This is a genomic window from Kitasatospora sp. MBT63, from assembly GCF_000710465.2.
Lineage (GTDB): Bacteria > Actinomycetota > Actinomycetes > Streptomycetales > Streptomycetaceae > Kitasatospora.
This window is the reverse complement of sequence record NZ_JAIZ01000612.1, coordinates 1-260: the sequence shown is the minus strand read 5'-3', so window position 1 is coordinate 260 and position 260 is coordinate 1. Positions and strand designations below refer to the sequence as shown.

Annotated in this window: 1 protein-coding gene; it reads left to right on the top strand. The window is 64.2% G+C overall.

What is annotated here, in order from left to right; translation table 11 throughout:
- Positions 1-67: 67 nt before the first annotated feature.
- The coding region (locus AA75_RS51500) for a hypothetical protein (RefSeq protein WP_033823833.1) at positions 68-260 on the top strand (193 nt) is incomplete at its 3' end.

The window sequence follows — 260 nt, the reverse complement described above, 5'->3', positions numbered from 1 at the left end:
AGTGGCCGTCGATACACCACTCCAACGGACGTGACCTCCGCGGCATGCCGCTCCAGGTATCGGCTACGTGTACGTCATCGGCTTCCTCGGGCCCGGGGCTGGCACGAAGGTTGGCTCTACGTCGTCGCCGTGGGACCGCCTCCTGACGCACTACTACACGGGCAAGTCGAATGGCCGTGAGGTCGACGGCATCTGGCTTTCCCCAGCACATCCGGACTTCCGGAGGTCACGTCCGTTGGAGTGGTGTATCGACGGCCACT